Here is a 25,616-nt window from a genome sequence, read left to right as displayed (position 1 = left end):
GGTGCCGGAGGACGAGTGAAGTATCAATTAATCAACACTGACGGCCTGGCGCGCCGCGGGCGCCTGACATTCGAGCGCGGCACGGTGGAAACCCCGGCGTTCATGCCCGTGGGCACCTACGGCACGGTAAAAGGCATGACGCCTGAGGAAGTGGCCGAAACCGGCGCGCAGATCCTGCTGGGCAATACCTTTCATCTCTGGCTGCGGCCGGGGCAGGAAATTATGAAACTGCACGGCGACCTGCATGATTTTATGCAGTGGCACGGCCCGATCCTAACCGATTCCGGCGGCTTCCAGGTCTTCAGCCTGGGGGATATCCGCAAGATCACCGAAGAGGGCGTGCATTTTCGCAATCCGATTAACGGCGACGCGATTTTCCTGAGTCCGGAAAAATCGATGGAGATCCAATACGATCTCGGCTCCGATATCGTCATGATCTTCGATGAATGCACGCCTTTCCCGGCCGAGCACGACTACGCGAAAAAATCGATGGAAATGTCGCTGCGCTGGGCGGCCCGCTCGCGCGAGCGTTTTGATCAACTGCAAAACAAAAATGCGCTGTTCGGCATAATCCAGGGCGGTATTTACGAAGATTTACGAGATGTATCGGTAAAAAGACTGGTAGAGATAGGCTTTGATGGTTACGCTGTGGGCGGCCTGGCTGTGGGCGAGCCGAAAGCGGACATGCATCGCATCCTGGAGCACGTCTGCCCGCAGCTCCCGGCGGATAAACCGCGTTACCTGATGGGCGTGGGCAAACCGGAGGATCTGGTGGAAGGGGTGCGGCGCGGTATCGACATGTTCGATTGCGTCATGCCTACCCGCAACGCGCGCAACGGCCACTTATTCGTCACCGGCGGCGTGGTGAAGATCCGCAACGCCAGCCATAAAAGCGATACATCGGTCCTGGATGAGCATTGTGATTGCTACACCTGTCGCAATTATAGCCGCGCGTACTTGCATCATCTCGACCGTTGCAACGAAATACTGGGTGCCCGTCTGAACACCATCCACAACCTGCGGTATTATCAGCGTCTGATGGCAGGTTTACGCCAGGCCATCGATGAGAGTAAATTAGGGCGTTTCGTGGAAGAATTTTATGGTCGGAGGGGGTTACCCGTTCCGCCGTTAGCCGTTGAGTTATATAACAATGAGGGAATTTAAATGAGCTTTTTCAGTTCTGACGCCGCCGGCGCAGCCACCGGCCCGTCCCAGGGAAGTCCTTACTCTCTGGTGATCATGCTGGTGGTGTTTGGTTTGATTTTCTATTTTATGATCCTGCGTCCGCAGCAAAAACGCGCCAAAGATCATAAAAAGCTGATGGATTCCATCGGCAAGGGTGATGAAGTGCTGACCACCGGCGGCCTGGTCGGACGCGTGACCAAAGTCGCGGATACGGGCTATATCGCCATCGCGCTCAACGATACCAACGAAGTGGTCATCAAACGTGATTTCGTGGCCGCCGTTCTGCCGAAAGGTACGATGAAAGCGCTGTAATTAACGATTTTCCCGAAGGGAACTGCCGTGTTAAACCGTTATCCTTTATGGAAGTACATCATGCTGATCCTGGCGCTGGTCGTCGGGCTGCTGTATGCGCTTCCAAACCTATATGGTGAGGATCCGGCCGTACAAATCACTGGCGCGCGCGGTGCCGCCGCCAGTGAGACGACGCTGGTCCAGATCCAGAATGTGTTAAAAGAACAAAATATCACCAGCAAGTCTATTGCGTTGGAAAATGGCGCCATCCTGGCGCGCTTCAGCAATCCGGACGTGCAGTTGCGCGCCCGCGAGGCGTTGTTAAACGCGCTTGGCGAAAATTATATCGTTGCGCTTAACCTGGCCCCGGCCACCCCGCCGTGGTTATCGGTGCTGGGCGCCGAACCGATGAAACTGGGCCTGGATCTGCGTGGCGGCGTCCATTTCCTGATGGAAGTGGATATGGATACTGCCCTGGGCAAACTCCAGGAGCAGACCATGGATACCCTGCGCACCGATTTGCGTGAAAAAGGGATCCCCTACGCCACCGTGCGTAAAACCGACAACAATGGCACCGAAGTGGGCTTTCGCGACGCAGCGGCCCGCGACCAGGCGGTTTCCTACCTGACCCCGCGCCATCGCGATCTGGTGTTCAGCAGCGTCGGCGACACCGGCCTGCGCGCCGTCATGGCGGATACCCGCCTGCGCGAGGCGCGGGAATACGCGGTACAGCAGAACATCACCATCCTGCGTAACCGCGTCAACCAGCTCGGCGTGGCCGAACCGCTGGTGCAGCGCCAGGGCGCCGACCGTATCGTGGTTGAACTGCCGGGCATCCAGGACACCGCGCGCGCCAAGGAAATCCTCGGCGCCACCGCCACCCTGGAGTTCCGCCTGGTCAATAGCACGGTAGACCGCACCGCGGCCGCCAGCGGCCGGGTACCGGGGGATTCCGAAGTGAAATCCACCCGTGACGGCCAGCCGGTAGTCCTCTACAAACGCGTTATCCTCACCGGCGATCATATTACCGACTCCACCTCCAGCGCCGATGAATATAACCGCCCGCAGGTCAATATCTCGCTGGACAGCACCGGCGGCACCAATATGTCCAACTTCACCAAGGACAATATCGGCAAGCCGATGGCGACGCTGTTCGTGGAATATAAGGACAGTGGTAAAAAAGACGCCAACGGCCGCTCGATCCTGGTGAAACAGGAAGAGGTTATCAACGTCGCGACCATCCAGTCGCGCCTGGGCAACAGCTTCCGCATTACCGGCATCGACAATCCGAATGAAGCACGCCAGCTGTCGCTGCTGCTGCGCGCCGGGGCTTTGATTGCGCCGATCCAGATTGTCGAGGAGCGTACCATCGGTCCGACCCTCGGCATGCAGAATATTACCCAGGGGCTGCAAGCCTGCCTGTGGGGACTGGTGGCGTCCATTGTCTTTATGGTGGTGTGGTATCGTAAATTCGGCTTGATTGCCACCACCGCGCTGGTTGCCAACCTGGTGATGATCGTGGGCATTATGTCCCTGCTGCCGGGGGCGACGCTGACCATGCCGGGTATCGCCGGGATCGTGCTGACGCTTGCGGTGGCGGTGGATGCCAACGTGCTGATCAACGAGCGCATCAAGGAAGAGCTGAAAAACGGACGATCGGTCCAGCAGGCAATCCATGAAGGCTATCGCGGCGCATTCTCCAGCATCGTTGACGCCAACGTCACCACGCTGATTACCGCCATTATCCTGTATGCGGTCGGCACCGGCTCTATCAAGGGCTTTGCCATTACCACAGCGATTGGGGTTGCCACCTCGATGTTTACGGCGATTGTCGGCACGCGTGCCATCGTTAACCTGCTTTACGGCGGTAAACGCATCAACAAGCTGTCAATTTAGGAGTGGACTGTGGCTCAGCAACATAGTGTTGAAGATTTGAATTACGGCCGTAGAGTCTATGACTTTATGCGCTGGGATTATGTGGCGTTCAGTATCTCGATTACGCTGCTGGTCATCTCGATCGCCATCATGTCGGTCAGGGGGTTTAACTGGGGCCTGGATTTCACCGGCGGTACGGTGATTGAACTGAACCTGGAGAAAACCGTCGATCTGGACGCCATGCGCGACGCGCTGGAGAAAGCCGGTTTCAAGGAGCCGCTGATCCAAAACTTCGGCAGCAGCCGCGATGTGATGGTGCGCATGCCGCCGGTGCAGGATGGCGCGGGTCAGGAACTGGGCAATAAAGTGCTCGGCGTGATCAACCAGACCTTCGAGCAGAACGCCGTGGTCAAACGCATCGAATTCGTCGGGCCGAGCGTGGGCAACGATCTGGCGCAGGCCGGCGGCATGGCGCTGCTGGTGGCGCTGATCTCCATCCTGATTTACGTCGGCATCCGCTTCGAATGGCGCCTGGCGCTGGGGGCGGTGCTGGCGCTGGCCCATGACGTGGTGATCACCATGGGGGTGCTGTCGCTGTTCCACGTGGAAATCGACCTGACCATTATCGCCTCGCTGATGTCGGTCATCGGTTATTCGCTTAACGACAGCATCGTGGTCTCGGATCGTATTCGTGAAAACTTCCGCAAGATCCGCCGCGGCAGTTCTTATGAAATCATCAACGTGTCCCTGACCCAGACCTTAAGCCGGACCATCATGACGTCGGCCACCACGCTGATGGTGGTGCTGATGCTGTTTATCTTTGGCGGTCCGATATTGGAAGGCTTCTCGCTGACCATGCTTATCGGCGTTTCCATCGGTACGGTTTCCTCCATCTATGTGGCTTCCGCCCTGGCGCTGAAGCTGGGAATGAAGCGCGAACACATGATGCAGCAGAAAGTCGAGAAAGAGGGCGCCGATCAGCCTTCGCTGCTGCCATAAAAGGCGCTGCCGGCATGACATTCAGGAACCCCGCAGCAGCGGGGTTTTTTTATGGCCGTTTACCGGCGGGCGGGCGCGGCTACTGCCGCGACAGTGGTTTTACCGCATCGGGGGCGGGCGGTGTCTCGGGGGCGTTGCGGATGATATCGCGCAGGCGGACAAAGCCCACCTGTTCCGGCGTCAGGCCGCTGAGCCGCAGCTCAAGCGTGGCTTCCGGTTTCGGCAGCAGGGAAGCCGGCACCACGATCGGCTGGCTAAGCGTATCGGCGGTCAGCGGCTTGCCGGAGGCGGGATCCACCTGGCCCCAATCGACCACCGCATGGAACGGGGGCAGCGCCGAGCCGTCCGCGGTGCGGATGCTCAGCAGCGCCCGCGACCCGTTGGCCTCGGTTTCCACCGCGCCCAGGCTGACCTGCAGCCTGCCGATAGCGCTGTCCACCTGCGCCGCGGCCTGCGCCGCCGGATAGAGATAAACGCCGCTGGTGGACTGCTCATTGAGCGCGTTTTGCTGCATCAGCGCCGAGGCCTGATCGTTGAGGTATTGCAGGCGCTGGTTAAGCTGGCCGATTTCCTTTTTCAATTCGGGGATTTTAGGGTTCGGTTGTTGCGCGCAACCCGCAAGGGACAGCAGGGCGAGGGTGGCGTAAAGCGAACGATAACTGATTGTCATAGCAACAGTTTCCTTTTTCTGTCAGTTAAATACAGCTTAGCCCGGAACACGCGGAAAGTCATGAAATGTTAGCGGGCGGGGATACCGAATCCCGCGGTTACCGGCGGCGGCCCTCTTTGTTGTCGGCGCGGTTCGCGCTAAACTACCTTATCCGTTTCAGCCGCGCAGGACGCCTTATGCATTGTCCCTTTTGTTCCGCAGTCGATACCAAGGTCATTGATTCCCGCCTGGTGGGTGAAGGCTCCCAGGTCCGGCGCCGGCGCCAGTGCCTGGTCTGCAATGAGCGCTTTACCACCTTTGAGGTGGCGGAGCTGGTCCTGCCCCGGGTTATCAAGAGTAATGAGATCCGCGAGCCCTTTAATGAAGACAAGCTGCGCGGCGGATTCCTGAAAGCGTTGGAAAAGAGGCCGGTAAATTCCGACGACGTCGAAATGGCCATCAACCATATCAAATCCCAGCTGCGCGCGACCGGGGAACGGGAAGTCCCGAGTAAAATGGTCGGCAACCTGGTGATGGACGCCCTGAAAAAACTCGACAAAGTGGCGTATATCCGTTTTGCCTCGGTATACCGCAGTTTTGAGGATGTACGCGAATTTGGCGAAGAAATCGCCCGCCTCCAGGATTAAGGACCACGCTATGCCGCTTGATGAACTCTACATGGCGCGCGCGCTGGAGCTGGCGCGGCGCGGCCGCTTTACCACCGCGCCCAATCCCAACGTCGGCTGCGTCATTGCGCGCGACGGCCATATTGTCGGCGAGGGCTACCATCTGCGCGCCGGCGAGCCCCATGCCGAAGTCCATGCCCTGCGCATGGCGGGCGGCGCGGCGCGCGGCGCCACCGCCTACGTTACCCTTGAGCCCTGCAGCCACCACGGCCGCACTCCGCCTTGCGCCGACGCGCTGGTGGCGGCCGGGGTGGCGCGGGTGGTGGTGGCGATGCAGGATCCCAATCCCCAGGTTGCCGGGCGCGGCATGTATCTCCTGCGCCAGGCCGGCGTATCGGTTGAGCACGGTCTGATGATGAATGATGCCGAGGCGCTGAATCCGGGGTTTCTCAAACGCATGCGCACCGGTTTTCCCTATGTGCAGCTCAAGCTTGCCGCCTCCCTTGACGGCCGTACCGCCATGGCCTCGGGTGAAAGCCAGTGGATAACCTCGCCCCAGGCCCGCCGGGATGTGCAGGTTTTCCGCGCCCAGGCCGGCGCCATTTTATCCAGCGCCGCCACGGTATTGGCCGACGATCCCGCCCTCACGGTGCGTTGGGACTCACTGCCGCCGAGCATTCGCGAGATGTATCCCCAGGCATCGCTGCGCCAGCCGTTACGGGTGGTTATCGATAGCCGGAATCGGGTTACGCCCCGGCATCGTCTGGTGGCCCAGGCCGGACAGACCGTGCTCGCCCGTCTGCGGCCCGATTCGCAGCCATGGCCACAGGACGTCGAACAGCTGACGGTGCCCGCCGCCGCAGGCGCGCCGGGCGGAACGGCGCATATCGATATCGTGGCGCTGCTGATGTTGCTGGCCCGGCGCCAGGTAAACAGCCTGTGGGTCGAGGCCGGCGCTTCGCTTGCCGGCGCCTTGCTTGACGCCGGGGTGGTGGATGAACTGATCGTCTACCTGGCGCCCAGGCTGCTCGGCGCCGGCGCGCGCGGGTTATGCGACCTGCCGGGACTGGAGACATTGGCGCAGGCGCCGGCGTTTGACTTTACCGACCTGTGCCAGGTCGGGCCGGATATCCGCCTGCGGCTTAAACCGCGCCACGAGCAGTAATTGGCCCGAGCAGCGGGCAAAAGAATATGTTAGAATCCGCCCCCTTGTGGGCAATTACCGCCATTTGTCAATTGAAGGAAAGCCATGAACGTTATTGAAGGTGTTGTCGCCACTCCGGATGCCCGCATAGCGATTGCGATTGCGCGCTTTAACCACTTCATCAATGACAGCCTGCTGGAAGGCGCTATTGATGCCCTCAAGCGTATCGGCCAGGTGAAAGACGACAATATCACCGTAGTCTGGGTACCGGGCGCCTACGAGCTGCCGCTGGCAACCCGCGCATTGGCCAATAGTAAAAAATTTGACGCCGTGGTGGCGCTTGGCACGGTAATTCGTGGCGGCACCGCGCATTTTGAATATGTCGCGGGCGAATGCAGCTCCGGTTTATCGGACGTCGCCATCAGCAGTGGGCTGCCCGTGGCCTTCGGCGTGCTGACGACGGAAAGCATTGAACAGGCAATAGAACGGGCCGGCACCAAAGCCGGCAACAAAGGTGCGGAAGCAGCGTTGACCGCACTGGAAATGATTAACGTACTGAAAGCTATCAAAGCGTAAGTAAAGGGGAAATTCGTGAAACCTGCTGCTCGTCGCCGTGCCCGTGAATGTGTCGTTCAGGCGCTTTACTCATGGCAGTTATCTCATAACGATATCGCGGATATTGAAGTCCAGTTCCTCGCGGAGCAGGATGTCAAGGATGTGGATATCGCTTATTTTCGCGAGCTGTATACCGGTACGGCGACGCATGCAGCGGAGCTGGATCAGCTTATGGCACCCTACCTTTCACGTCAGCTTGACGAGTTGGGCCATGTGGAGCGCGCCATTTTGCGCCTGGCGCTGTATGAATTAAGCAAGCGCCTGGACGTGCCGTATAAAGTGGCCATCAATGAGGCGATTGAGCTGGCCAAGACCTTCGGCGCGGAAGAAAGCCATAAGTTTGTCAACGGCGTGCTGGACAAAGCGGCCCCGCATATCCGTCCCAACAGGAAGTAACGTTTTTCCGGCCGGTTCTCCGGCCGCGGCCCTTTTCCGCAATAACATAGACAACACTATTTGGATAGGTTATGGCCTGTGGCGAATTTGACCTTATTGCCCGCTATTTCAATCGCGTAAGAAGCGTTCGGCGCGATGTGGTACTGGGCATCGGCGATGATTGTGCACTGCTGTCGGTTGATGAAAAACGACTGATTGCGGTCAGCACCGATACCCTGGTGGCGGGTATTCACTTTTTGCCGGATATCTCTCCCGCCGACCTAGGTTATAAATCCCTGGCGGTAAATCTCAGCGACCTGGCCGCCATGGGCGCCGATCCCGCCTGGCTGTCGCTCGCCCTCACCTTGCCCGACGTTGATGAATCCTGGCTGGCCGCCTATAGCGACAGCCTGTATGAACAGCTGGATTATTACGGCATGCAGCTGATCGGCGGCGATACCACGCGCGGTCCGCTCAGCCTGACGCTGACCATCCATGGGCTGATCCCCGCGGGGCGCGCCATCACCCGTTCGGGTGCGCGCATCGGCGATTGGATCTACGTCACCGGCACCCTGGGCGACAGCGCCGCCGGCCTGGCTATCCTGCAAAACCGGCTTGATGTCGATTCGCCGCGGGACCGTCAATACCTGCTGAGGCGCCACCTGCGTCCCCAGCCGCGCATCCTGCAAGGGCAGGCGCTGCGCGATCTGGCCAGTTCGGCGATCGATATCTCCGACGGCGTCGTCTCCGACCTGCGGCATATCCTCGACAGGAGCGAATGCGGCGCGCGCATCCATTTGGACGATCTGCCTTATTCCACCGCCCTGCGACGCCACGCCACGCCGGAGCAGGCGTTGCGCTGGGCCCTGGGCGGCGGCGAAGATTACGAACTCTGCTTTACCGTGCCCGAAATAAACCGCGGCGCGCTCGATGTCGCCTTAGGCCATACCGGCGCCGATTTTACCTGCATCGGCCAGATTGGGCCGCGTAGCGAAGGCCTGCAATTATTGCGCGATAATCAGCCGGTCACTTTCGATTGGCAAGGTTTTGACCATTTTAATCAGGAGTAAGCCATGACCATGGAAATGGCCCTTGCCAAAGGGCGGGTAAGGCTGCGCAATCCCTGGCACCTGCTGGCCACCGGATTCGGCAGCGGATTGTTTCCCTGGATGCCCGGCACCGCCGGCTCCCTGGCGGCAATCCCCTTATGGTGCCTGATAATCCAGCTTCCCTGGCAGCTCTACTCCCTGGTGGTCATGTTAAGCATCTGCCTGGGCGTTTATGCCTGTCACCAGACCGCCAGGGATATGCGCGTGCACGATCACGGCTGCCTGGTCTGGGATGAATTCGTCGGCATGTGGATTACGCTGATGGCCTTGCCGGTCAACGACTGGCGTTGGGTAGCGGCGGCCTTTGTGCTGTTTCGCGTGCTGGACATCTGGAAACCCTGGCCGATCCGCTGGTTCGATCGGGAGGTGCATGGCGGCATGGGGATCATGATTGATGACATCGTGGCCGGTATTATCGGCGCCGGCATAATTTTCGCCGTGGGCCATTACTGGCCGCTGTTCCTGACCTGATGTATCGGTACGCCTGGCGCCGGCCTGAACCCGATACGCCGGTGGAGGCTACCGGCATGGGGCGGCGAATCCGCCGGGCGGCATCAGGACGGTACCCCGCCCATGGCGGGCGGGGTTGGCCGCCGGTTTGCCCACCGGCGGCGGATCATTGAAAACCGACCGGATAATGCGGGGCGTAGGCGGTTTCCAGCTCGGCAATGTCCTGCTCATCCAGGATAACGTCCAGGGCGCCGACCAGGTCGTCAAGCTGTTCGGCGCGTGACGCGCCGACGATCGGCGCGGTAACCGCCGGTTTGCTCAGCACCCACGCCAGCGCCACCTGCGCCCGCGACACGCCCTTGCTGTCGGCGATGGCCGCCACGCGTTCGGCTATGCGGGCGTCGGCGTCGGCGCTGTTATCATAGAGCGCCTTGCTGACCAGGTCCGACGCTTCCCGCGCGGTGGTTTCGCCCCAGGGGCGGGTCAGCCTGCCGCGCGCCAGGGGGCTCCAGGGCAGCACGGCGATCCCCTCGGCCTGGCACAGGGGGTGCATTTCACGCTCCTCCTCGCGCTGGATCAGGTTGTATTGATCCTGCATGCTGACAAAACGGGTCCAGCCATGCAAATCGGCGGTATACAAGGCGCGGGCAAACTGCCAGGCGTACATCGACGACGCGCCGATAAACCGCGCCTTGCCGGATTGCACCACGTCGTGCAGCGCCTCCAGCGTCTCCTCCAGCGGCGTGTCGTAGTCCCAACGGTGGATCTGCAGCAGATCGACATAGTCGGTGCCGAGGCGGGAGAGACTGTCGTCGATGGATTGCAGGATATTGGCGCGCGACAGGCCGCCCGACAGATTGCTCATGGGGAAAAAGACCTTGGTGGCGAGAACGATGTCCTCGCGCCGCGCGAAATCGTTTAACGCCCGCCCGACGATTTCCTCGCTGCTGCCGTCCGAATAGCTGTTGGCGGTATCGAAGAAATTAATACCCAGCTCCAGCGCCTGCTTTATCAACAGCCGTGAGCTTTCCTCGGGCAGGGTCCAGGCATGCTTGCCCCTTGTGGGTTCGCCAAAGGTCATACAACCCAGGCACAGGCGGGATACGCGAAGATCGGTCTTGCCAAGCGTGGTAAACTGCATGTTTTTCTCCTGAGGGTGATGTTAATCATTACATTATAGTCAGATTGTTATGGGCGGCGGGGTGATTGCCATCCAGCCCCCGGGCCGGCAAACCCATTAATGCGGTTTTCCTTGACCCATTGCATGGAATCTTACCTCTTCATTAAGGATGATTGTGCGACTTACTCTCAACCCCTCGTCACTATAAACGCGTAGTACATTGAACACCGGGAAATTATGTCTAAATCTAATAAGTTAACCACCTTTATCCTGGCCTTTATGCTGCTGGGCATCGTCATGGGCGCCCTGGTGCACCAGTTTGCCAGCGCGGAGAATGCGCACGCCTATGCGGACAATATTGCATTATTAACCGACATCTTTCTGCGCCTGATTAAGATGGTCATTGCGCCGCTGGTATTTACCACGCTGACGGTAGGCATCATGAATATGGGCGATACCTCGGCCATCGGCGCCCTGGGCGGCAAAGCCTTTCTCTGGTTTATCTCGTCCTCCGTGGTGTCCATTTTGCTCGGGCTGACGGTGGTCACCCTCATGCAGCCCGGCGCCGGCCTTAACCTGCAAATCCCCGCCCAGGCGGTGGATACCGGCCTTGCCGCCAGCGGCATGTCGTTCAAGACCTTTATTGCCCATACCTTCCCCACCAGCATCGTTGACGCCATGGGGCATAACGAAATCCTGCAAATCGTGGTGTTTTCGTTATTCTTCGGCATCGCCGGGGCGTCGCTGGGGGAGAAATTCAATAAACCGCTGGCGGACGGACTGAACGTGGTCTCCCATATCATGCTGAAGGTGACGGGCTATGTGATGTATATGGCGCCGCTCGCCATCTTTGCCGCCGTGTCGTCGGTTATCGCCAACGAAGGGTTGGGCATCCTGAAAAGCTACGCGTCGTTTATCGGCGGCTATTACCTGGCCATCGCGCTGTGCTGCGTGCTGATGATAGGGTTCTGTTACCTGGTGTTGAAATCCGCCACGTTTCGCCTGCTGAGCATGCTGAAAGAGCCGGTGATCCTGGCGTTCACCACCAGCAGCTCCGAGGCCGCCTATCCCAAGACCCTCGAGCAGCTGCGGCGTTTCGGCTGCCCGAACAATATCGCCTCGTTTGTGCTGCCGCTGGGGTATTCGTTTAATCTGGTGGGGTCGATGATCTACTGCTCGTTTGCCGCCATGTTTATCGCCCAAGCCTATAACATCCGGCTCACCGGCGCGGAAATCACCATGCTGATGCTGACCCTGATGCTGGCGTCCAAAGGCATTGCCGGCGTGCCGCGCTCGGCGCTGGTGGTGCTGGCGGCCACCATTCCAAGTTTTAATATCCCGGTGGCGGGTATCCTGCTGTTGATGGGTATCGACCATGTGCTGGATATGGGGCGGTCAGGTATTAACGTACTGGGCAACGGTATCGCCACCGCCATGCTGTCGCGTCCGGAAACGGAGCCTGAAGCATCGGGCGAATGGCAGGAAAATCACTGAAAAATAGCCCGCCACCACCGCGCTTAAAGCAGACGTGTTCAAGGGAGAGCGTGCCAATGGGGTCGAATCGGGCGTGATTTTCCCGCCAGACCGACCGCCCCATGGCGCGGTATGCCCGCCACCACCGCGCTTAAAGCAGACGTGTTCAAGGGAGAGCGTGCCAATGGGGTCGAATCGGGCGTGATTTTCCCGCCCGACCGAGCGCCCCATGGCGCGGTATGCCCGCCACCACCGCGCTTAAAGCAGACGTGTTCAAGGGAGAGCATGCCGATGGGGTCGAATCGGGCGTGGTTTTTTCGCCCGACCGAGCGCCCCATGGCGCGGTATGCCCGCCACCACCGCGCTTAAAGCAGACGTGTTCAAGGGAGAGCGTGCCGATGGGGTCGAATCGGGCGTGGTTTTTTCGCCCGACCGAGCGCCCCATGGCGCGGTATGCCCGCCACCACCGCGCTTAAAGCAGACGTGTTCAAGGGAGAGCGTGCCGATGGGGTCGAATCGGGCGTGGTTTTTTCGCCCGACCGAGCGCCCCATGGCGCGGTATGCCCGCCACCACCGCGCTTAAAGCAGACGTGTTCAAGGGAGAGCGTGCCGATGGGGTCGAATCGGGCGTGGTCTTTTCGCCCGACCGAGCGCCCCATGGCACGGTAGGCCCGCCGGCACCGCGCTTAAAGCAGACGTGTTCAAGGGAGAGCGTGCCAATGGGGTCGAATCGGGCGTGATTTTCCCGCCCGACCGAGCGCCCCATGGCGCGGTATGCCCGCCACCACCGCGCTTAAAGCAGACGTGTTCAAGGGAGAGCGTGCCGATGGGGTCGAATCGGGCGTGGTTTTTTCGCCCGACCGAGCGCCCCATGGCACGGTAGGCCCGCCACCACCGCGCTTAAAGCAGACGTGTTCAAGGGAGAGTATGCCGATGGGGTCGAATCGGGCGTGATTTTTTCGCCCGACCGAGCGCCCCATGGCACGGTAGGCCCGCCGGCACCGGGCTTACCTAAGGCGCCGCGCCAAACCCTCAGGCCAGCCAGCGCTCAATCCGGGCTTGGATCCCGGCGCTGTCCAGCCCGAGCGCGGCGCGCATTTCCTCCTGGCTGCCCTGCGGGATAAACCGATCGGGCAGGCCGATATTCAAGACCGGCACCAGCAGCCGCTGGTGCATCAGGAATTCATTCACGCCGCTGCCGGCGCCGCCCATGACGGCGTTCTCCTCCAGCGTCACCAGCGCTTCGTGGCTGGCGGCCAGTTCCTCGATAAGACTTTCATCCAGCGGTTTAACAAAACGCATGTCCACCAGGGTGGCGTTTAGCGCGTCGGCGACGACGCGCGCGTCGGCCAGCAGGGTGCCGAAGTTAAGGATGGCGATCTTTTCGCCCTGGCGGCGGATGATCCCCTTGCCGATGGCCAGCGGCGCCAGTGGCGCCAGCGCCGCGCCGGTACCGCTGCCGCGTGGATAACGCACCGCCGACGGCCCGTCCTGATAGTGATAACCGGTATGCAGCATCAGCCGGCATTCGTTTTCATCGCTCGGCGTCATGATAACCATGTGGGGCACGCAGCGCAGGAAGGATAAATCAAACGCGCCCTGGTGGGTCGGCCCGTCGGCGCCGACGATGCCGCAGCGATCGATGGCGAACAACACCGGCAAACGCTGGATGGCCACGTCATGGATCAGCTGATCGTAGGCGCGCTGCAAAAAGGTGGAGTAAATGGCCACTACCGGTTTATAACCGCCGATGGCCAGGCCCGCGGCGAAGGTCACGGCATGTTGTTCCGCAATGGCCACGTCGAAATACTGGCCGGGGTACTGCCGCGAAAAGCGCACCATGCCCGAGCCTTCGCGCATGGCGGGGGTGATTGCCATCAGTTTATCGTCAGTCGCCGCCGTCTCGCACAGCCAGTTGCCGAAAATCGCCGAATAGGTGGGCAGCCCGCCGGCGCTTTTGGGCAGGGTACCGGTCTCGGGATCAAATTTCGGCACCGCATGCCAGCTGATGGGATCTTTCTCCGCCGGGGCGTACCCCTTGCCTTTTTTGGTCATGATATGCAGGAACTGGGGGCCTTTCATGGCGCGCATGTTTTTCAGCGTATGCACCAGTCCCAGTACATCGTGCCCGTCCACCGGGCCGATATAGTTGAATCCCAGTTCCTCGAACAGCGTACCGGGCACCACCATGCCCTTGATATGTTCCTCGGTGCGCTTGACCAGCTCCTTAATGGGCGGAATGCCGGACAGCACCCGCTTGCCTCCCTCGCGCAGGGTAGAGTACAGCTTGCCGGAAAGAATCTGCGCCAGATGGTTGTTCAGCGCGCCGACGTTTTCGGAGATCGACATTTCGTTATCATTGAGGATCACCAGCAGGTCCGACTTGATATCCCCCGCATGGTTCATCGCCTCGAACGCCATGCCGGCGGTAATGGCGCCGTCGCCGATGACGCACACGGTACGGCGCCCTTTGCCTTCATGTCCGGCGGCCACCGCCATGCCGAGCCCGGCGCTGATGGAGGTGGAGGAGTGGCCGACCGACAGCACGTCATAGTCGCTTTCGCCGCGCCAGGGAAAAGGATGCAGGCCGTCTTTCTGGCGAATGGTGCCGATCTGGTCGCGGCGTCCGGTCAGGATTTTGTGCGGATAGGCCTGGTGGCCGACGTCCCACACCACATGATCAAACGGGGTGTTATAGACATAATGCAGCGCAACGGTAAGTTCCACGGTACCCAGACCCGAGGCGAAATGGCCGCTTGAGCGGCTGACGCTGTCCAGCAGGAACCGCCTCAGCTCGTCGCAGAGCCTCACTAAACTCTCTTTCGGCAGCAGCCGCAGCTCGGCGGGTACTTCGGCTAAGGCCAACGTCGGGTACTTCGTCAGATCAATACTCATCGGATACTCATATCTGGGATGGAAAAAGACGCTTTTTTTTACTTATCGCGTTCAATGACAAACCGTGCCAGCGCGTTCAGGGCCGACGTATCATAACCCAGGCTTTCGACATGCGTTAAAGCCGCCAATGACTCCTGGATCAGATCATGTGCCTTGGCGCGCGCGTTATCAAGCCCCAGCAGCGCCGGGTAGGTGCTTTTGCCCAGCTGTTGATCCGCGCCCTGGCGTTTACCAAGCGTCGCGGTATCGCCCACCACGTCGAGAATATCGTCCTGGACCTGGAAGGCCAGGCCGATGGCGGCGGCATAACGATCGAGGAAGGGCAGGGCCGCACGGCCCGGTTCCCCGGCCGCCAGCGCGCCCATGGTTACCGCCGAGCGGATCAGCGCGCCGGTCTTATAACGGTGAATGGTCTCGAGATCCGCCAGGTTGACCGGCGTCACTTCCGCCGCCAAATCCTGCGCCTGGCCGAGGCACATGCCGGCCGCGCCGCTGGCCTGGGCCAGCGCCGAGATCATCGCCAGGCGATCCCGCGTCGCCACCGACGGCATCGGCGCGTCGGCCAGAATGGAAAACGCCAGGGCTTGCAGCGCGTCCCCGGCCAGGATGGCGGTGGTTTCACCAAATTTAATATGGCAGGTCGGTTGACCGCGCCGCAGGTCGTCGTCGTCCATTGCCGGCAGGTCGTCATGGATGAGGGAATACGCGTGGATGCATTCCACCGCCGCCGCCGGCGCGTCCAGGTCCGCCAAAGGCAGGCCGAACAGCTGGCCGGTACGGTAAACCAGGAACGGCCGCAGGCGCTTGCCGCCCAGTAACGCGCCGTGGCGCATGGCCTGGGTCAGCGGTTCCCGGGGATCCAGGGAAGCGAAAAACCGGTCCAGCGCCCCGTCGACCCGCAGATGGCAGGCCTTTAGCTGCAGCGCGAACTCCATGGTTTATTCCGCGTCCGGGGTAAACGGCGTCAGCGGCGCAGTGTTCTCGTCGCTAAGCAATATCTGCACCCGCTGCTCCGCCTGCTGCAAGGTCTGCTGGCCGTGGCGCGCCAGCTGCACGCCCTGTTCAAATGCGTTCAGCGCCTCTTCCAGCGGAAGCTCGCCCGATTCCAGGCGGGTGACAATCTGTTCCAATTCTTTTAGTGCAGTTTCAAAACTGGCGGGCTGTTCGGTTTTTTTCGGCATAACGATTTTTTCACCAACGTAAAGGGCATGGCATATGAAAACAGACAACGTTAGCCCAGAGTGCGATGATAAGCAAATTGGGCTCAATGCCGCGGCGTAAAGTGATATACTGCGCGCCTCGGATGCTAAGGGTAATATCCAGGCGTACTGCGCCGGATTATCCCTATCTTATTATATGACGTGTTCCGCTACGTTACCTTTTTCTTCTGATCACATAACGACTATCGCCATGAAGTTTATCATCAAACTGTTTCCGGAAATTACGATAAAAAGCCAGTCGGTACGGTTGCGCTTTATTAAAATTCTCGCCAGCAATATCCGCAACGTCATGAAACATTATGACGAGTCCCTGACGGTGGTGCGTCATTGGGATCATATCATCGTACGCGCCAGGGACGAGAGCAAGCGCCCGGTTATCTGCGAGGCGCTGACCCGTATTCCCGGCATCCATCATATCCTGGCGGTGGAAGAACACACCTATACGGATATGCACGACATTTATGTGCAGACGCTGGCGCAGTACCACGACCGGCTGGTGGATAAAACATTTTGCGTGCGCGTAAAACGCCGCGGCACCCATGAATTTACTTCGCAGGATGTGGAACGCTACGTCGGCGGCGGCCTGAACCAGAACGTGTCTGGCACCCGCGTGCGGCTCAACCATCCCGAAGAAACCATCCACCTGGAAATCGAAGACGATCGCCTGCTGCTTATCACCGCGCGCTATGAAGGCATTGGCGGATTCCCTATCGGTACCCAGGAAGATGTGCTGTCGCTGATTTCCGGCGGTTTTGATTCCGGCGTTTCCAGCTATATGCTGATGCGCCGCGGCTGCCGGGTGCATTACTGCTTCTTTAACCTGGGCGGCGCGGCGCATGAAATCGGCGTGCGCCAGGTGGCGCATCATCTCTGGAACCGCTACGGCAGTTCCCACCGGGTGCGGTTTATCGCCATTGATTTTGCCGCCGTTGTGGGTGAAATCCTGGAAAAAGTCGATGACGGCCAAATGGGCGTGGTGCTCAAGCGCATGATGATCCGCGCGGCATCGGAAATGGCGGAACGCTTCGGCATCCAGGCGCTGGTGACCGGTGAAGCCCTGGGGCAGGTCTCCAGCCAGACCCTCACCAACCTGCGCCTGATCGATAACGTCTCCGATACGCTGGTGCTGCGGCCGCTGATTTCCCATGATAAAGAGCAGATCATCAATACGGCGCGCGCCATCGGCACTGAGGAATTCGCCAAAACCATGCCGGAATATTGCGGCGTGATTTCTAAAAGTCCCACGGTCAGGGCCGTAAAGCATCGTATCGAGCAGGAAGAAGCGCATTTTGACTTCAGCGTGCTCGAACGGGCGGTGGCGGACGCCAGCAGCATCGATATCCGCGAAATCATCGAGCAGACCCGCCAGGATGTGGTGGAAGTGGAAACCGCGGCCGACGTCGGCGGCAATGATATCGTGCTGGATATCCGCCCGGTGGACGAGCAGGAAAGCCAGCCGCTGCTGATGGACAACATCGTGGTCCAGGCGCTGCCGTTCTATAAGCTCGGCACCCAGTTCGGCACCCTTGACCAGAGCAAGTCCTATCTCCTGTACTGCGAGCGGGGCGTCATGAGCCGGCTGCAGGCGCTGTACCTGCGTGAGCAGGGCTTTCACAACGTCAAGGTATACCGCCCTTAAAGGCCGCGTCCCGGCCGCTTGCCGTACGCTAAATACGGCAAACGGCAAGCGTGTTCGCCATCGCCGGCCGGGATCCCGGAGTGAGTTACCCGGCGAAATCCCGTATGCCCGCAGGCAGCACCAGCTGCGCCGCCACTTCCGCCGCTTTGCTTCCGCCCAGTAGCAGCCCGATAATATGCAAGGCAAACTCCATCGCCGTACCCGGACCCTGGCTGGTCAGCAGGTTCGCCGTTTTATCGTAAACGACCCGCTCGTCCCGCCATTGCGACGCCGGGATCCGGTCTTTCAACGCCGGGAACCCCGTTAACGCGGCATCAGGAAACAGGCGATGATGTACCAGCACCAACGCCGGCGCCGCGCAGATGGCGGCAATCAGTCTGCCGGCGCGACTTGCCAGACGCAGGCAATCAATCAGCGCCGCGCTGTCGCGCAGGGCCTCGGCGCCCTTGACGCCGCCCGGCAGGACGATAACGTCGAACGCCCGGCCGGCCACCGTCGCCAGCGGGGCATCGGCCAGCAGCCGTACTCCGCGCGAGCAGACAATCCCATGGCTCGCGTTGCCCACGCCCACGCCCGTCACCGTCACCTCAATGCCGGCCCTGACCAGCAGATCGATCACGGTCACCGCTTCGGTTTCTTCACTCCCAGTCGCCAGACATACCATCGCCGAGACGCCCATAGTGGTCCTCCTTCTGTTTGATCAGCTCATACAACCGCTGGTTTTCCGGTACGCTCAGGCCATGTACCCGCGCCCGCCGCACCAGGTAACCATTAATATAGTCAATCTCGGTATGACGCTGGGCGCGAATATCCTGCAGCATCGACGACGTATTGCCCGCGGTGCTTTTAATGGTTTGCCCAACGTAAAACAGCAGGCTTTCATAAGAAGTATGGTATCCCTCGCGATCCATGACCATCGCCACTTCGCGGCACAGCGCTTCGATCTGATCGATATACTGTTCTATCTCGCCGTTACGGCACTCATAGGCCGCCGTCAGCGGGTTGATGACACAGTTGGCGGCCAGTTTAAGCCAGCAGGAAGCGGCGATATTGTTATGCCAGGCCACATCCGGCAACGCCTCGTGCAGCTTTTCCGCCAGGTGGCTGATGGACTGCGCGTTTTCCGTCAGCGGGCCGATACGGGTGGTACCGTTATAGACATGGATAATGCTGCCGCTCTCGCTGCGATAAGCCGCGTGGGTGGTGATGCCCTGCAACAACGGCTGGGTAAGCGCAGGCAGCTCTTCGCGGGTGCCCAGGCCGTTATGCAGCAATAAAATGGCGCAGTCCGCCCTGAGCTGCGGCAACAGCGTGCGGATGGCGCCGGAAACCTGCCAGGCTTTCAGCGTCACCAGCAAGAGATCACTCCCGGACAAAAGCGCGGCGTTGTTGGCGGGCAACTGATGCCGCACGTTCTCCCCCAGGGGCGTCACCACATCCACCGTACAAGACGACTGCGGCACGCGCAGCCATCCCTGGACGTTGTGCCCCTGGCTCACCAGTCCGGCCAGCCACAACTGGCCGATGGCGCCACACCCGAGAACGGTAATATTCATGTTTTAACCTTTGCTATGCATTAAGCCAACCAGCGCCTGCCTGCGCGTAGATTGCTCTGATTATAGACATATTCGCTGCCTATCAAGGGCCGTTTTAGGCCTATTCATTTTTTTGCCGACGCCGCGGACAGTATTTTGTATCTGGCAAACCAAGCGGGTATGATGCTAACCAAAGAATGGCAGCCGGAGACACATTATGCCCTCATTTGACATCGTTTCAGAAATAGATATGCAGGAAGTTCGCAACGCGGTGGAGAATGCCAGCCGCGAGCTCACCACCCGCTGGGATTTTCGCAACGTACCGGCAAGTTTTGAGCTCAATGAAAAAAACCAAAGCATCACCGCCACCAGCGAATCCGATTTCCAGGTGCAGCAACTGGTCGAGATCCTGCGGGAAAAATTGGCCAAACGCGGTATTGAGGGCGGGGCGATAGAGCTGCCGGACGAGATGGCGCGCAGCGGCAAAACCTATAGCGTCGAGGCCAAGCTCAAGCAAGGCATCGAATCCACCCTGGCCAAGAAGCTGGTGAAACTGATCAAAGACAGCAAGCTGAAGGTACAGGTGCAAATCCAGGGCGAGCAGGTACGGGTTACCGGCAAATCCCGCGATGATTTGCAGGGCGCCATGGCGCTGGTCAAAGGCGGAGAGCTGGGCCAGCCGTTTCAGTTTACTAATTTTCGCGATTAAGTGCTGGGCTGACGGCAGGGCGACTTGCCCATTTTAATCTATATAACTTAATAAGATAGGCGTCTGTTATTAAATAGAGCGGGCGCGGTTTTTAGTTTTAGCGTATCAAAAAATGCCGCCTGAATACCCTTTTTTGCATAATCAATGCATGCCTATTGAAATGAATCCCTCTGTTTGCTATCACTATGGGGAATAGATATCTTTGTAGAGGAACGAGTAATATTAATTAAAAAGTCACTCTATGTAAAATTTATAACATATCTGTTTATATAACATAAATGTATGCATTGATTTTACAGTGATCTTCTTTAGCGTTTTTAACTTAACAGAAAATTATTTAAACGATTGGTGGCATTAATGTGTGAAGTCTAACGCCAAGGCTTAATGTCGTTTTGGCGTGGGCATCATAATGCTTTCCCCAAGAGTTAGCGAGTCGACAGTATTTATATGCTTTAAGCCTTATTTCTTAATTTCTATAAATTTTTTCACGCGGGAATAAATGATTATACCTTTCTCACATTACGCGAAAAGTACTTATACCGTTTGTTACTCACTGTGAAAAATTTGTCATAATAGCAACAGTAGGTGAGGTGTCATCATGAGTAGACAATTTTCATCCCAGGCATTTAATTATAGCGATGCCAATCAAACCACGGTCAATCCGCGTACCGGCATGTTTAATGTTTATTTGCCCTTAGTGAACTTGGTGGGCAATGCGGGATTAGGGCCCGTTTTCCAGGTCGCGCTCAGCTATAATGGGTTTGGTAGCTTTAATTATGGTTTTGGCTTAGGATTTCATCTTGGCTATTCTTATTATGATACTGCCTATGGGATTTTAGTACTGAGTTCAGGTGAACAATATAGTGTCATCGAAACCCCACAAGGCATTGAGGTGATACAAAAAAAACTGACTAACTTCCATTTTGTTAGAACAGAAAACGGTTATCGGATTATATGGAAAAATGGCATAGTGGAAGAATTAGGCAGCCCGCAAAAGATGGACACGTTCAAAGTTGTCCTGAGGATTTACAACCCCTTTGGTTTAATGTTGATGTTTCAATGGGATATTGTCGACTCCAATACGATGCCTAAGTTGACTTCCATAGTCGACAATGATTTTGGGACCTTAAGAATTGATTATTTCAATCAAAGTGGTCTCCCCGAAGATCGGCTTACTTTAATAACTGCCTGGCCGGGCACCCAAGAATCTATTTCGTTCGCATTACGATTTGATGACCATAATAGTCTTAGCGAAGTGTTGACCTTAAGCGAAAACGAAATATTGGCGAGTTCCGAATTTGAATATACTAATTTTCTTCATTACCGCTTACTTACAAAAATGCATGCCGATCCTGATATTACGTATGAAATAACCTATGAAGATAGCGCAACGGTCTTCCCTACTAGCGCGTATTTACCGGCATTACCGAGAGTATCGAAAAAGGTAACAAGCATCGGCGGTAAAACTCCCCTCATCACCAGCAACTACACCTACTCTTTATCCAATTTTCTTGGCGGTCACTCCCCTGAACAATTTTGGGTACACTATCGTGACTATCTGCTTGAGCATAGTCAGTATCTTTTTGATTATCAATACTATCAACATGAAGAATATACAAACGGTGCTGATACCATTAGTATTCGATATGTATTTGATGTATTGCATAATGATATAGAAGTGATAAAAACGGTAACGCGTGACTCAAAAAGCTATGTCACTAAAAAAGAAACTGTGTTTAATTCTAATTTGACAGAGCCTTTTGATGCCCAGCCCAGTCAATATCAGCTGGCGTCCACTCAAAAAATAACCTACATATCTCCGGATAAAATCACCAGGGTGGAAACTACCGAAACGCGCTACGACGAAGGCGGCAACCTAGTTTGGCAGCAAAATCCCGATGGTATGATTATCGAAAATGAATATTATCAGAATAATAAGGAGCATCCAGAGACATTAGATCCCTGGGGGTTTGTACGCTATTTATATAAACAAACCATCAAACCTTCTAGTCGGGAATTTATTACTGAATATACAGTGACAGTACATGAATATGAAAGTTTTCCCTCAATAGATAATGCACCGGCCGCCTGGTCCATTGTTCCGAAAAAAAGCCACTTTTATGCCCATGAATCGGTGAAATCAGAAGAGGTACTTATCACCAGCGAGGAACTATTCTATATAAGCAGCCCTCTTAACAACAACCCAATGCATGGCAGGCTAGAACGGAGGGTCAAAACGTTTATCGATGGCGATCACAGCTATCCCGCCACCACACAATTTACCTATTTCTTGTCGGGTGTTATTTTAGTCATATCCAGGGATGACACCGGCTATGATGGCCTAGCCTATGCCACCGCCAGCAGAACCTCTTCTTGCACCGGACGCGTGCTGTCAGAAGTCGATGCGCAAAACAGTCAACACAATTATGACTATGATTTGTTGGGCCGTTTAATCCGGCACACGCAAAATCCCGGCACCGCCTATCAACGTATAAGCACACTAGATTACTACATAGAGAGAAACTGTGACGGTAATTTTGGGGTGACAACCACCACCGATGCTTCCGGCAATAAGATACGCAGCTGGTTTGATGGTCTAGGAAGGCCAGTTAAAAAGGCATCCAATAATATTGATCGCGCCGAAAGCGATGAATGGTTTGAGATCGAAAGTAAGGAATATAATGCTATTAGCCAGGTTTTATCTAATACCCTGACTGACCACTTTGTTCCCACACCTGATGAAATAGAAGAAAGCGTAAGTATTACAGCTACCATGGAATATGAACCTTGGGGAAATGTCAGCGTGATAAGACGCAGTGACGGAACCCATGAGGAAATACAGTTTGATCCGATTAAACTTCAGGCAACCTTGAAAAAATACAGTTCCACCGATCCTAATAAAAAACTTGGCGATATCAGGATCGATTTTAATATAGGGATGCAACCGCTAAAAAAATCATGTATTAGTCTTGATGGCAGCGTTTATTCTGAAACTAGCTCAAGATATGATGGCTACGGCTTGCTGCGTGAGTACAAAGACGAAAAAGGCTATGTCACCCATTACGAATATGATGCGTTTCATAGGCAAGTTATGGTAGGTTTGCCTGATAAAAATGCAACTTTACGAAAGTATGCCGTCCATACTGATAAACCCTGCGTAACCGAAGTTAGTGTACAAGATATACAGGAAAACGTGACGATATTAGGCACTCAGGCATTCGATAGTTTGGGACGTTTGAAGGAGTCCGTTTCTGGCGGGCGCAGATATACTTATGAATATATTGGTGCTAATCCTAAACCTAGCGTAGTAACCACCCCGGCGGGACAATCACTTGAATATCAATATATTCCAGAATTGGGCAATGTGGTCAGTTTAGTAGCCGATCGAAGTCTATACAAAGTATATTCCTGGAATACCCTGGCCGGGAAAATACAAGCTTCGACAAGTGAAAATGTTGACTATCCGGTAGGCCGGGGGCGGATTATGCAACGCTGGTTTTATTCACCTTCTGGGCAACTTGGGCAAGAAGATTTTTCTTCTGACATCAACGCTAGTATTAGATTCGATTGGACATTGTTGGGCGCTGAAAAAAAAGGTAGTCTGTCAGGGGATAATCCATCATCCACTTATGAACGTTCTTTTTGGTACTCTAAACAAACAGGTCAACAAATATTAGGTCAAAATATTAATTCTTACACTAAAACGGATTACGATGATTTTGGCCGCGTGGCCGAGTTAAACCATACCGATGGTTATGTTGATTTTTACGTTAATACCAAATTTTCCTATGATGAGTTCAGTCGTGAGTATAAACGTGAAATTGTTATGGGAGCGGATTTTCAAACCAATTTCAAGGAAACGAAACTAACAATAGAATATTTTTATGAACGAAATGGGAATATTCTTGATAAAAAGATCACTTTGGATGAAAAACTTGTAAACCATGAATTATACGAATATGACGAGTGTAACCGGCTTATTCATATGAAAAGTGAAAGCCATGAGTTTGCTACGGATGCTTATGGTCAACAATTTGATGAACAGAATTTTTCCTACGATGCGTTGAATAATATGACCCGCTGTCACACGCATTTTTTTTATGGAGATGATTATGCGGAGTTTCATTATGACAATCCGGATGATCCTACTCAATTGACCTCGGTCTCACACAGTGCTCCAGTCTATCCCCCGTTAATTTCACTCCACTATGATGCTAATGGGAGAATGGATGTGGACGAGGCGGGGCGTACATTGCAGTACGATATTCTCGGGCGGCTAATAAAAGCCCATTCACCTGAGCATTCAGGTAATTATGATTATGATGGCATGGATCGCCTGGCAAAAGAAGAAATTGATCATCAGCCGGTGAGTAACATTATATACGAGCATAATACACCACAGTTGAAACGTGATGCTGATGCCAATGATACTGCCTGGGTTGCTAAATGGTTAAAGATATCAAGAGCCAACGGTTTTTTTGAAGACATGGCAGAAATGGCGAGAGATAGATTGCTAAATGTAGTTTTAACCGGCCGCGTAAGTTTTGACGTTACTGCCACCTTTAATACCGAACTCCATTTGTACACCCCATGGGGTTACCGTCAAACGGAGGATCCAGCCTTGCCGGGATTTAAGGGTGAGCTGCGCGATGCTATTACCGGCGCTTACCCATTGGGCAATGGCTACCGTTCATACAACCCGATTTTAATGCGCTTTAACAGCCCCGACAGCCTCAGCCCATTTGGTGCGGGGGGCATAAACCCCTACGTCTATTGCAACAATGATCCAATAAACGGCATTGATTTGGATGGTCACTTAAGCAGAAGATTAGCATTTACCGTTTTATTTAGTGTGATAGGGTTAGTGTTAGCCATACCTACCTTCGGCTACTCATTGGCGGCAGCCACCGCGGGCGTGATGGCCTTATATGGGGTGGCAGGTTTACTTGAGCTCACCTCCGCCGCGACCGGAATTGCTTCGGCTGCTTTAGAAGGATCGAATCCGCGTACATCAGCTATTCTCGGTTGGGTTTCATTAGGGACAGGCCTCGGTGGATTAGGAGCCTTGGGTGCGGCGGCGGCGGGTGCGAAGTTGTCGGTACTCGCTGCTAATAGGGCTGCATTGGCTGCGGGTGGGGAAATGTTAGGCGAAGATTTTATTATATTCAGAGGCTCGCAATATTCCGATCGATTAATCATTGACGCCCATGGGGCTCAACCATTTTTTAGTGGTGAACGTATTGAGGTTTCTGATGGCACCGCTGTCCGTTTTTTTGGGCGCGAAGGGCGATTTCTTAATGATCCTGGGTTGGTTGGCATTATGGATAGTAGCTATCAATCAAGGAATATTGTTCTTCCTGGGGCTTATGTAATTAATTATAATCTTATGCAATATCCAATTGAAGACAGCTTGGAAATCGAAGAACAAGCATATGAGACGCTATTCCATCTATCTCAACGGTATAATGTGGACGTCGTGTTCCCCGCCAGAGGCGTAATTGATTATAAATTTGCCAACTTAAATAGCCTTTTCAGTGAGCTAGGTAAGGCGGGTCTTCGTTATCAATATATTGATGGCGTCTTTTGCCGATTGAATCCATGGCGTTATTTTTGGGCTGCCGCAGATGATGCTATACACTTTTGAACCCTATACTCATATGCTTTCATTATCGGACAGCGCCTGGGATTTATTCAATCCAAGACCTAA

The 25,616-nt window shown here is 55.9% G+C and carries 21 protein-coding genes; 14 read left to right on the top strand and 7 right to left on the bottom strand.

Annotated features, from left to right (window positions below; genetic code table 11):
- Positions 1 to 15: 15 nt before the first annotated feature.
- From tgt to secF, 4 genes are read left to right on the top strand one after another with little or no spacing between them, the layout of a single operon-like run.
- Positions 16 to 1,164 (top strand): tRNA guanosine(34) transglycosylase Tgt, encoded by a 1,149-nt coding sequence (tgt, locus tag ACL2XF_RS14700; protein ID WP_410016215.1) that lies wholly within the window; start codon positions 16 to 18, stop codon positions 1,162 to 1,164.
- Positions 1,165 to 1,497 carry a preprotein translocase subunit YajC gene (yajC, locus tag ACL2XF_RS14695; protein WP_162367683.1) on the top strand — a complete coding sequence of 111 codons (333 nt, stop codon included), beginning with the start codon at positions 1,165 to 1,167 and terminating at the stop codon, positions 1,495 to 1,497. It begins immediately after the preceding gene.
- 27 nt (positions 1,498 to 1,524) lie between these two features.
- Positions 1,525 to 3,372, top strand: a complete 1,848-nt coding sequence (gene secD / locus ACL2XF_RS14690; RefSeq protein ID WP_410016214.1) for a protein translocase subunit SecD — start codon at positions 1,525 to 1,527, stop codon at positions 3,370 to 3,372.
- Positions 3,373 to 3,381: 9 nt separating this feature from the next.
- On the top strand, positions 3,382 to 4,350 hold the full coding sequence (gene secF / locus ACL2XF_RS14685; protein WP_410016213.1) for a protein translocase subunit SecF: 969 nt from the start codon (positions 3,382 to 3,384) through the stop codon (positions 4,348 to 4,350).
- A 79-nt stretch (positions 4,351 to 4,429) separates the two neighbouring features.
- Here the strand turns inward: secF and ACL2XF_RS14680 are convergent, their stop codons facing one another.
- Positions 4,430 to 5,020: a DUF3251 domain-containing protein gene (locus ACL2XF_RS14680; protein ID WP_410016212.1), complete on the bottom strand. Its 591-nt coding sequence runs from the start codon at positions 5,018 to 5,020 to the stop codon at positions 4,430 to 4,432.
- 176 nt (positions 5,021 to 5,196) lie between these two features.
- On the opposite strand from ACL2XF_RS14680, the gene nrdR reads away from it, so the two are divergent.
- The 6 genes from nrdR (at position 5,197) to pgpA (ending at position 9,339) form a co-directional block, all read left to right on the top strand.
- Complete coding sequence (gene nrdR / locus ACL2XF_RS14675) at positions 5,197 to 5,646, top strand: transcriptional regulator NrdR (RefSeq protein ID WP_410016211.1); 450 nt, start codon at positions 5,197 to 5,199, stop codon at positions 5,644 to 5,646.
- Between the two features lie 10 nt (positions 5,647 to 5,656).
- Complete coding sequence (gene ribD / locus ACL2XF_RS14670; RefSeq protein WP_410016210.1) at positions 5,657 to 6,790, top strand: bifunctional diaminohydroxyphosphoribosylaminopyrimidine deaminase/5-amino-6-(5-phosphoribosylamino)uracil reductase RibD; 1,134 nt, start codon at positions 5,657 to 5,659, stop codon at positions 6,788 to 6,790.
- Positions 6,791 to 6,874: 84 nt separating this feature from the next.
- Positions 6,875 to 7,345: a 6,7-dimethyl-8-ribityllumazine synthase gene (gene ribE / locus ACL2XF_RS14665; RefSeq protein ID WP_410016209.1), complete on the top strand. Its 471-nt coding sequence runs from the start codon at positions 6,875 to 6,877 to the stop codon at positions 7,343 to 7,345.
- A 15-nt stretch (positions 7,346 to 7,360) separates the two neighbouring features.
- A complete protein-coding gene (nusB, locus tag ACL2XF_RS14660) occupies positions 7,361 to 7,780 on the top strand; it encodes a transcription antitermination factor NusB (protein ID WP_162367690.1) in 420 nt (139 codons plus the stop codon).
- Positions 7,781 to 7,851: 71 nt separating this feature from the next.
- The gene (gene thiL / locus ACL2XF_RS14655; RefSeq protein WP_413727074.1) at positions 7,852 to 8,829 is read left to right on the top strand and encodes a thiamine-phosphate kinase; all 978 of its coding nucleotides are present in this window, start codon (positions 7,852 to 7,854) and stop codon (positions 8,827 to 8,829) included.
- Positions 8,830 to 8,844: 15 nt separating this feature from the next.
- A complete protein-coding gene (gene pgpA, locus ACL2XF_RS14650; protein WP_410016608.1) occupies positions 8,845 to 9,339 on the top strand; it encodes a phosphatidylglycerophosphatase A in 495 nt (164 codons plus the stop codon).
- Between the two features lie 145 nt (positions 9,340 to 9,484).
- On the opposite strand, the gene ACL2XF_RS14645 is transcribed toward pgpA, so the two are convergent.
- The gene (locus ACL2XF_RS14645; RefSeq protein WP_410016207.1) at positions 9,485 to 10,459 is read right to left on the bottom strand and encodes an aldo/keto reductase; all 975 of its coding nucleotides are present in this window, start codon (positions 10,457 to 10,459) and stop codon (positions 9,485 to 9,487) included.
- A 216-nt stretch (positions 10,460 to 10,675) separates the two neighbouring features.
- On the opposite strand from ACL2XF_RS14645, the gene ACL2XF_RS14640 reads away from it, so the two are divergent.
- Positions 10,676 to 11,932: a dicarboxylate/amino acid:cation symporter gene (locus ACL2XF_RS14640; protein WP_413722251.1), complete on the top strand. Its 1,257-nt coding sequence runs from the start codon at positions 10,676 to 10,678 to the stop codon at positions 11,930 to 11,932.
- A gap of 1,011 nt (positions 11,933 to 12,943) precedes the next feature.
- On the opposite strand, the gene dxs is transcribed toward ACL2XF_RS14640, so the two are convergent.
- The 3 genes from dxs to xseB are packed head-to-tail and all read right to left on the bottom strand — an operon-like array spanning position 12,944 to position 15,987.
- Positions 12,944 to 14,806 carry a 1-deoxy-D-xylulose-5-phosphate synthase gene (gene dxs, locus ACL2XF_RS14635; protein WP_410016205.1) on the bottom strand — a complete coding sequence of 621 codons (1,863 nt, stop codon included), beginning with the start codon at positions 14,804 to 14,806 and terminating at the stop codon, positions 12,944 to 12,946.
- A 38-nt stretch (positions 14,807 to 14,844) separates the two neighbouring features.
- Positions 14,845 to 15,741 (bottom strand): (2E,6E)-farnesyl diphosphate synthase, encoded by an 897-nt coding sequence (ispA, locus tag ACL2XF_RS14630; RefSeq protein ID WP_410016204.1) that lies wholly within the window; start codon positions 15,739 to 15,741, stop codon positions 14,845 to 14,847.
- 3 nt (positions 15,742 to 15,744) lie between these two features.
- Positions 15,745 to 15,987: an exodeoxyribonuclease VII small subunit gene (gene xseB, locus ACL2XF_RS14625; protein ID WP_410016203.1), complete on the bottom strand. Its 243-nt coding sequence runs from the start codon at positions 15,985 to 15,987 to the stop codon at positions 15,745 to 15,747.
- A gap of 229 nt (positions 15,988 to 16,216) precedes the next feature.
- On the opposite strand from xseB, the gene thiI reads away from it, so the two are divergent.
- Positions 16,217 to 17,665, top strand: coding sequence for a tRNA uracil 4-sulfurtransferase ThiI (thiI, locus tag ACL2XF_RS14620; protein WP_410016202.1), 1,449 nt, complete (start codon positions 16,217 to 16,219; stop codon positions 17,663 to 17,665).
- 85 nt (positions 17,666 to 17,750) lie between these two features.
- Here thiI and yajL read toward each other — a convergent pair whose 3' ends face one another.
- Positions 17,751 to 18,344: a protein deglycase YajL gene (gene yajL, locus ACL2XF_RS14615; protein ID WP_410016201.1), complete on the bottom strand. Its 594-nt coding sequence runs from the start codon at positions 18,342 to 18,344 to the stop codon at positions 17,751 to 17,753.
- Positions 18,304 to 19,221, bottom strand: coding sequence for a 2-dehydropantoate 2-reductase (gene panE / locus ACL2XF_RS14610; protein ID WP_410016200.1), 918 nt, complete (start codon positions 19,219 to 19,221; stop codon positions 18,304 to 18,306). The genes yajL and panE overlap by 41 nt, the downstream gene beginning before the upstream one ends.
- A gap of 196 nt (positions 19,222 to 19,417) precedes the next feature.
- Here panE and ACL2XF_RS14605 point away from each other — a divergent pair, with 196 nt between their 5' ends.
- Together ACL2XF_RS14605 and ACL2XF_RS14600 are read left to right on the top strand one after the other, a co-directional pair.
- Positions 19,418 to 19,909, top strand: coding sequence for a YajQ family cyclic di-GMP-binding protein (locus ACL2XF_RS14605; protein ID WP_331122703.1), 492 nt, complete (start codon positions 19,418 to 19,420; stop codon positions 19,907 to 19,909).
- 598 nt (positions 19,910 to 20,507) lie between these two features.
- On the top strand, positions 20,508 to 25,553 hold the full coding sequence (locus tag ACL2XF_RS14600) for an RHS repeat-associated core domain-containing protein (RefSeq protein ID WP_410016199.1): 5,046 nt from the start codon (positions 20,508 to 20,510) through the stop codon (positions 25,551 to 25,553).
- Positions 25,554 to 25,616: the final 63 nt, after the last annotated feature.

It is taken from the genome of Sodalis sp. RH19 (genome assembly GCF_047324215.1).
Taxonomy (GTDB): domain Bacteria; phylum Pseudomonadota; class Gammaproteobacteria; order Enterobacterales; family Enterobacteriaceae; genus Acerihabitans.
The sequence above is the reverse complement of the archived record's forward strand: the minus strand, read 5'-3'. Positions and strand labels throughout refer to the sequence as shown.

Excerpts from the sequence above, each read along its gene's own strand:
- yajC (WP_162367683.1), top strand. The coding sequence starts at position 1,165 with ATGAGCTTTTTCAGTTCTGACGCCGCCGGCGCAGCCACCGGCCCGTCC.
- ACL2XF_RS14680 (WP_410016212.1), bottom strand. The coding sequence starts at position 5,020 with ATGACAATCAGTTATCGTTCGCTTTACGCCACCCTCGCCCTGCTGTCC.
- nrdR (WP_410016211.1), top strand. The coding sequence starts at position 5,197 with ATGCATTGTCCCTTTTGTTCCGCAGTCGATACCAAGGTCATTGATTCC.
- ribD (WP_410016210.1), top strand. The coding sequence starts at position 5,657 with ATGCCGCTTGATGAACTCTACATGGCGCGCGCGCTGGAGCTGGCGCGG.
- ribE (WP_410016209.1), top strand. The coding sequence starts at position 6,875 with ATGAACGTTATTGAAGGTGTTGTCGCCACTCCGGATGCCCGCATAGCG.
- thiL (WP_413727074.1), top strand. The coding sequence starts at position 7,852 with ATGGCCTGTGGCGAATTTGACCTTATTGCCCGCTATTTCAATCGCGTA.
- pgpA (WP_410016608.1), top strand. The coding sequence starts at position 8,845 with ATGGCCCTTGCCAAAGGGCGGGTAAGGCTGCGCAATCCCTGGCACCTG.
- ACL2XF_RS14645 (WP_410016207.1), bottom strand. The coding sequence starts at position 10,459 with ATGCAGTTTACCACGCTTGGCAAGACCGATCTTCGCGTATCCCGCCTG.
- ACL2XF_RS14640 (WP_413722251.1), top strand. The coding sequence starts at position 10,676 with ATGTCTAAATCTAATAAGTTAACCACCTTTATCCTGGCCTTTATGCTG.
- dxs (WP_410016205.1), bottom strand. The coding sequence starts at position 14,806 with ATGAGTATTGATCTGACGAAGTACCCGACGTTGGCCTTAGCCGAAGTA.
- ispA (WP_410016204.1), bottom strand. The coding sequence starts at position 15,741 with ATGGAGTTCGCGCTGCAGCTAAAGGCCTGCCATCTGCGGGTCGACGGG.
- xseB (WP_410016203.1), bottom strand. The coding sequence starts at position 15,987 with ATGCCGAAAAAAACCGAACAGCCCGCCAGTTTTGAAACTGCACTAAAA.
- thiI (WP_410016202.1), top strand. The coding sequence starts at position 16,217 with ATGAAGTTTATCATCAAACTGTTTCCGGAAATTACGATAAAAAGCCAG.
- yajL (WP_410016201.1), bottom strand. The coding sequence starts at position 18,344 with ATGGGCGTCTCGGCGATGGTATGTCTGGCGACTGGGAGTGAAGAAACC.
- panE (WP_410016200.1), bottom strand. The coding sequence starts at position 19,221 with ATGAATATTACCGTTCTCGGGTGTGGCGCCATCGGCCAGTTGTGGCTG.
- ACL2XF_RS14605 (WP_331122703.1), top strand. The coding sequence starts at position 19,418 with ATGCCCTCATTTGACATCGTTTCAGAAATAGATATGCAGGAAGTTCGC.
- ACL2XF_RS14600 (WP_410016199.1), top strand. The coding sequence starts at position 20,508 with ATGAGTAGACAATTTTCATCCCAGGCATTTAATTATAGCGATGCCAAT.